The organism is Candidatus Aegiribacteria sp. (assembly GCA_021108435.1).
In the GTDB taxonomy this organism is placed as follows: Bacteria; Fermentibacterota; Fermentibacteria; order Fermentibacterales; family JCC-6; genus Aegiribacteria.
Genome location: JAIOQY010000216.1, coordinates 1 through 6,203 on the forward strand (window position 1 = coordinate 1; position 6,203 = coordinate 6,203).

Below are 6,203 nucleotides of genomic sequence, written 5' to 3' on the forward strand. Positions count from 1 at the left end.
AAGGCTTCTCCGGCCCCCTCGGCATCGCTTGTTGTAATAAGCGGTGCATGGATAAAGAAGAAACCGTTTTCATCGAAGAACCTGTGGATCGCGAGGCTGAGGTGGTGGCTCATCCGGAATACAGCGCCGAATGTATTCGTCCTGGGTCTGAGGTGAGGGATTGTCCTTAGAAACTCGATGGAATGCCTTTTTTTCTGAAGAGGATAATCATCTCCAACGGGACCGATAATCTCCAGCTGTTCAGCATTGATCTCTTGTGACTGCTCAGTACCCGGTGAATCAATCAGTTTACCGCTGATCCTGATGCATGCACCGGTGGAAAGCCCTGAGAGTTCATCATCCGTGAATCGGTCTCTGTCAAAAACAACCTGAAGAACAGAAGAAGATGAGCCATCATTTATAGAGGCAAAAGCTACATTTTTACCCATTCTGGCTGTTCTGATCCAACCGTAGACAGTAACAATCTCATCCTTACATTCTCCTGCAAGAACAGACTGGATTGTTGAGCGCTCTATCATTGGGACCTCCAGGTTCAGCTTAGTAATTAATGCTGAATCCAGAATAACAGCAATCAATTGAATTCGGAAGGAATAATCTAAGTACAGCAGGGATTTCCGGCAACTCGTCAGTTGAGATTCCAGTGTGTTCTTACGTTGGGGAAAGGAGCGTCCAGCGCAGTTCTGGGATGTCCGAGTTTCTTGCCCTGCCAGCTGTTCCTGTCTTCGAGTGCCTCATGTATTCCGTTTACTACCGATTGTTTGATCCGAGACCATTTTGGAGCCACTGTCAGATCATGATGAGCCTCTCCGGTCAGTCTCTGTATTACGACCCACGGTTCCGTATACTCGAGGAAAGTAACGACTCTATCAATGTATTTATCAATCGTTATTAAGCTGAATTCATTGTTAAGGTACATTCTTTCAAGCGCGGTGTCTTTTACCACATGAAGGTTCTGCAGTTTCAATCCTGAAGTTCCTGTTCTTAGAATGAATTCCGCATCAGTGAGAATATCTTCATCATCGGATCCAGGATAACCGATTATCATCTGAGCTGTAGTAAGGATACTCCTTGAGTGAAGCTTTTCCATTGCACTCAGAGTGTCTTTCGATGTATGACACCTGTTCATATCCTTCAGAATTCTGTCATTCGATGTTTGAACACCCAGTTCAACCAGGAGAAAGGTTCTTTCTGAAAATTCTTCCAGTAGATCAAGAATCTTTGCATTCAGACAATCCGGCCTTGTGCAGAGAGTCAGGCCGACAACTCCAGGAAAATCAAGCGCTGTTGAATAAAGTGTATTCAATTTGTCTGTATCTGCATAGGTCGTGGAATAGTCCTGAAAATAGGCCAGAAAACTGTCAACTTTATATCTGGATGCAACATATCGGGAGCCGGCTTCCAACTGCTCAGTGATTGACATGCCTTCTTTAAAGGTCATCGGACGACTGCCTGCTGGGTTGCAGAATGAACATCCTCCGGTCCCGATACTTCCATCCCGATTGGGGCATGTGAATCCACCCCAGAGACCAATTTTATAGACTCTGGTACCGAAAATCTGCTTGAGGAAACCGTTGAGGTTGCGAATGCGTCCCCGGTCCATTAAACTTTCACACCCCTATTAATCAGAAAATGAAAGGAACCCGACATGGCAGACCATCAGAGGATTACCAGAGCAGCGGCTATGTTCTTCGATTACTTCGGTCTGGTTCCTGACGATGCTAAAAAGGATTCCCTTCGTAAAATTGTTCAGAGCTTTTCGAGTATACCATGGGAAAACCTAACCAAGTTCTTAACTAAAGCACAGCTAAAAGAGAAAGCAAGCAGGCTGAGACTGCCTGGAACCGTTATCAGTGAACATATTCAGAATGGAGCGGGAGGAACGTGCTTCTCTCTTACTGCTGCGCTTGGCGATGTTCTTGAATCAGCGGGTTATATCTGTAACCCAGTTATGGCTGAAATGCGGCATGGCAGGAATATCCATTGCGCTCTATTAATTATCACTCCCGATGGGACTCGATTTCTGGCGGATCCCGGATACCTTGTTCCCGTACCGATACCTCTGGAGCAGGGAAAGAATACAAGGCTTGATGTATACGATAAGAAACTGATATGGGAACCTGATTCTGAAAGTAAGTCATATAACATGTATACGATAGAGGGCGAGAACAGGCAGTGGAGATACGAAGTATATCTGAAACCTGTAAGCCGTGCAGAATTCAGAAGGCACTGGCAGATGTCCTTTGATGCTACAGGTATGAACAGCCTTCATCTGAACTGCCGAAGTGAAGATAGACGGTTATCCGCTCACAATATGAACCTCCGCATAGTTGCTAAGGAGGGAAAGCAGAACGAGAAACTCCGGGATAACTACTCCGGACAGATTGAGAAGTACTTCGGTTTGAACCGAACTGTTGCTGATGCTGCGCTAAGTGAATGGATAAAGCTATGTCAGGACAGGTAGAAGTTCCCCCTGTAATGGTTATTGTCAGCATCATCTCTCTTGAGGATCATCTGAAGGAAAGTACACGTATACCGCTTGAATCCAGATTCGGAGAGGCAGAACTGGTTAGTCCCGTTTACCCTTTCGATCTTTCAGATTACTATGAAAAAGAGATGGGGTCTTCTCTCTCAAGGTGCTGGTACTGTTTCAGCAAGCTATGGGATGCTTCTGAGATTGCTGAATGGAAATATTTCTGCGAAAGTATTGAGAACGGTTATCTGGATCGGAAGGCTAATCGCACAGTGAACATCGACCCCGGGTATCTTGATTACAGTAAACTTGTTCTTGCCTCATTCAAAAGCGCTCCGGATAAAATTTACATGGGAAAAGGCGTATGGGCTCACACGTGTCTCAGGTATGGTCGCGGTTCATTCACTGCTCCTGACCATAGCTTTCCGGATTTCAAGGATGGAAGATTCAATGATTTCATGCTTGAAGCCAGAAAACTATACCGAAAACTGCTCAGGCAAATTAGTATTTAGGGTTTTTATTGGTATTGACATTACGTCCATAATCTGGATATTTTGCTTCAGAGAGTGAAGTCTGCCGATCAGGGGTTTATACAGAATGTGTGTCCACCAGAAAAACACCTGTATGCTGTTATGTACGGAGGCTCCAGAATGTTGCCATGCATACTTTGAGAAGTACATCATTGAACGCACTGTTCTGCGTGTTGATTACGGTGTTGATCAGCAGTGCAGGTTTCACTTCAGCAGATATTCCTAATCGTGATGTTCCGAGCATCCTGATTCTTCATTCATATCATCCGGGGTTCATTTGGACTGAAAGTATCAATGCAGGACTTCGTTCTATCCTCGAGGAAACTGATTTCGAGATTAATATTCATATTGAGTATATGGACACGAAGGTTCATGTAACAGAGACCATGTTTCCTCTACTGGAGCAGTTGTACAGGACGAAGTATGAGGCTGATCACTTTGATCTCATCATTACCACTGATGACAATGCGCTGAATTTCATGCTGACTCAACGTGATCAGCTTTTTCCGGGTGTTCCCATCGTTTTCTGCGGACTGAATAATTATTCGGAATCCCGGATTAATGGTGTACACGGAATCACAGGTGTGGCAGAGGCTTTGGATCTGCGCGGCACAATTGAACTGGCTCTTGATCTGCACCCTGGTACACAATATGTGGCTGTGGTAAATGACAGCACTCCTACCGGCATCTGGAACCTGGAACACTTCAGAGAAGTTGCACCGGAATTCACCACTAGAATTGAATTCATTGAGCTGTTCAATATGACCACTGAAGACCTGATAGAAGCTCTTAACACTCTGCCCGATAAAGCAATTGTTCTACTCATGTCTTTCTATAGAGATAAAGCCGGAAGAACCTTCAGCTATAATGAATACACGATGCTTGTTACGGAGAACAGTGATGCTCCTGTATACACTGCCTGGGATATGTTTGTAGGACACGGTGTTGTGGGTGGAATAGTAATCAGCGGCGAAGCCCAGGGTGAACACGCCGCACGATTGGCCCTTAGAATACTGAAAGGTGAATCAGCCGATGAGATACCTGTGCTGACTGAAAGCCCGAATGTACCGATGTTCGATTATGGAGTTATGCACAGATTTGGAATTTCAGTCTCTGATCTACCGCCTGAGAGAATCGTAATCAATGAACCCGTGTCACTGTACTATAAATACAAAGCATATATCTGGATGGTGATTGCCTTCGTTGTGATGCAATCCCTCATGATTCTTGCCCTGACGGCAAATGTCTTCAAACGCAAACGAGCGGAAGGTTGCCTGCGACAGAGTGAGGAACGCTATCGTGGTATCGTCGAGGACCAGACTGAGCTCATTTGCCGTAATCTGCCGGATGGTACTCTTACATTCGTTAACGACGCATACTGTCGCTACTTTCAGAAGAAACGCGAAGAACTCTTAGGTCACAGTTTTATTTCTTTGATCCCTGATGAATATCATCAGGCTGTGAAGGAGTATTTTGCGTCTCTGGGAAGCGAGAACCCGGTTGCTACCCATGAATACAGCATCATCATGCCAAATGGTGAGTCGCGATGGAACCAGTGGACAAATCGAGCTATCCTTGATGAAGATGGGAACGTGGTCGAATTTCAGGGGGCCGGGCGGGATATAACAGAGCGCAAGATGGCGGAAAAGGCATTGCGGAAAGCAGAGACACGCTACAGGTCTCTTGTCGAGCAAATGCCCGCAGTCACATATACCGCTGTACTTAACGAGATCAGCACAACAACTTTTATCAGCCCCCAGATTGAATTATTCCTTGGTTTTTCACCGCAGGCTTATTCGGACAATACAAACTTCTGGAATCAGCATCTTTTTCCCGATGATCATGACCGAGTGCTGAAGGAGATTAAACATTGCCATGAGACCTGCGAACCGTTTGTATCAGAGTATCGCATGATCTCGAAAACGGGTGAAACTGTCTGGTTCAGGGACGAAGCAATTATAATTAAAAGCGATGATGGGACACCTCTGTTTCTCCAGGGCATTATGATGAATATCACAGAACGCAAACGTGCCGAACAGGAACATCTGAGTCTCGAACGCCAAGTTTTGCAGGCACAGAAACTCGAGAGTCTGGGAGTGCTTGCGGGCGGTATCGCCCATGACTTTAACAACCTGCTCACTGGTATCCTGGGTAACGCCGATCTTGCGCTGCTCGATCTTTCCCCTGTATCTCCGGCACGTCAAAATATCCAGGACATTGAAACGGCAGCTCATCGAGCTGCAGAGCTCTGTCGGCAGATGCTTGCCTATTCCGGAAAAGGGCATTTTGTCATTGAGCCGGTAGATATTTCGGAGATTGTTCGCGAGATGTCCCACATTCTGGATGTCTCGATAAGCAAGAAATCTATTCTGAAGTACAACCTCTCTGATGTTCCTGTTATCATCATGGCTGACGCGACGCAGATCCGACAGGTATTAATGAATCTCATCATGAACGCATCGGAAGCATTGAGTGATGATAGCGGCGTTATCTCGATTTCCACAGGACTTGCTCAGTACGACCGCTCCTATCTTCTCGAAATGTATATGGACGAGAACCTGCAGGAAGGGATGTATGCATGTCTCGAGGTGACCGATACCGGATGCGGCATGGATAGTGAAACAAAAGAAAAACTGTTCGATCCGTTCTTCTCAACAAAAGTTATTGGACGTGGACTGGGACTGTCAGCTGTTCTGGGTATTGTACGCGGACACAATGGAGTTCTCAGGGTCACTAGTGAACCAGGGAAAGGAACGACATTCAGGATTCTCTTTCCAGCTAATGTGGAACTCCCCGAACTTGAACCTGAAGAAATGGACAAGGAGCTTGACTGGTATGGTCACGGTACGATCCTAATTGTTGACGACGAGGAAACTGTCCGTGCGGTCGGCAGACATATGCTTGAACGGTTGGGTTTCACAGTAATAACGACTGAAGATGGACTGAAGGCTGTCGAGATTTTCAGGGCAAGATATAACGAGATTGACTGTGTACTATTGGATCTTACGATGCCGCATATGGACGGTGAAGAGGCCTTTTGTGAGATGCGAAGAATCAAGAGCGATATCCGGATCATTATGTCCAGTGGTTACAGTAAACAGGAGATATTAAGGCGCTTTGCCGGTAAAGGTATAACCGGATTTATCCATAAGCCATATGTTATGAAAGAACTTCAAAAGATTATTCGAGAAGCTCTTGAGGGC

At 45.8% G+C, this 6,203-nt stretch carries 5 protein-coding genes; 3 read left to right on the forward strand and 2 right to left on the reverse strand.

All coding sequences use genetic code 11. From position 1 onward, the window contains the following. Both K8R76_13340 and K8R76_13345 read right to left on the reverse strand, forming a co-directional pair. The coding region (locus tag K8R76_13340) for an asparagine--tRNA ligase (GenBank protein MCD4849160.1) at nucleotides 1-518 on the reverse strand (518 nt) is incomplete at its 3' end. A gap of 107 nt (nucleotides 519-625) precedes the next feature. Continuing rightward, entirely contained in the window at nucleotides 626-1,600 is a 975-nt protein-coding gene (locus K8R76_13345) for a TIGR01212 family radical SAM protein (protein ID MCD4849161.1), read from the reverse strand. A gap of 45 nt (nucleotides 1,601-1,645) precedes the next feature. On the opposite strand from K8R76_13345, the gene K8R76_13350 reads away from it, so the two are divergent. The 3 genes from K8R76_13350 to K8R76_13360 all read left to right on the forward strand — a co-directional run. Beyond that, nucleotides 1,646-2,461 (forward strand): arylamine N-acetyltransferase, encoded by an 816-nt coding sequence (locus K8R76_13350; protein ID MCD4849162.1) that lies wholly within the window; start codon nucleotides 1,646-1,648, stop codon nucleotides 2,459-2,461. Next, a complete protein-coding gene (locus tag K8R76_13355; protein ID MCD4849163.1) occupies nucleotides 2,446-2,982 on the forward strand; it encodes a DUF4416 family protein in 537 nt (178 codons plus the stop codon). The genes K8R76_13350 and K8R76_13355 overlap by 16 nt, the downstream gene beginning before the upstream one ends. Before the next feature lie 170 nt (nucleotides 2,983-3,152). Continuing rightward, nucleotides 3,153-6,203, forward strand: a 3,051-nt coding sequence (locus K8R76_13360) for a PAS domain S-box protein (protein ID MCD4849164.1), incomplete at its 3' end; no start/stop codon positions are given.

Bases quoted from the DNA above. Each gene is read 5' to 3' on its own strand.
- K8R76_13345 (MCD4849161.1), bottom strand. From the start codon at position 1,600: ATGGACCGGGGACGCATTCGCAACCTCAACGGTTTCCTCAAGCAGATT.
- K8R76_13350 (MCD4849162.1), top strand. From the start codon at position 1,646: ATGGCAGACCATCAGAGGATTACCAGAGCAGCGGCTATGTTCTTCGAT.
- K8R76_13355 (MCD4849163.1), top strand. From the start codon at position 2,446: ATGTCAGGACAGGTAGAAGTTCCCCCTGTAATGGTTATTGTCAGCATC.